Here is a 381-nt window from a genome sequence, read left to right as displayed (position 1 = left end):
AAGGTGACCATGAAGCCGATGGTCCACAGCACCGGGGTGGTGAAGTGCACGCGGCCGCGGAACATGGTGAACAGCCAGTTGAAGATCTTCACGCCGGTCGGGATCGAGATGATCATCGTCGTGATGCCGAAGAAGGCATTGACGTTGGCACCGGAGCCCATGGTGAAGAAGTGGTGCAGCCACACGATGAACGACAGCACGCCGATGCAGGCGGTGGCGTAGACCATGCCCTTGTAGCCGAACAGCGCCTTGCGCGAGAAGGTCGCGATGACTTCGGAGAACACACCGAACGCCGGCAGGACCAGGATGTACACCTCCGGGTGACCCCAGATCCAGATCAGGTTGATGTACAGCATGGCGTTGCCGCCACCGTCATTGGTG

At 60.1% G+C, this 381-nt stretch carries 1 protein-coding gene; it reads right to left on the bottom strand.

The window, feature by feature from the left end:
* Window positions 1-381: cbb3-type cytochrome c oxidase subunit I (locus RhoFasB10_RS26015; RefSeq protein WP_206031398.1), on the bottom strand; the 381-nt coding region annotated here is incomplete at both ends.

This window comes from Rhodococcus sp. B10 (assembly GCF_011770055.1).
Taxonomy (GTDB): Bacteria; Actinomycetota; Actinomycetes; order Mycobacteriales; family Mycobacteriaceae; genus Rhodococcoides; species Rhodococcoides kyotonensis_B.
The sequence above is the reverse complement of the archived record's forward strand: the minus strand, read 5'-3'. Positions and strand labels throughout refer to the sequence as shown.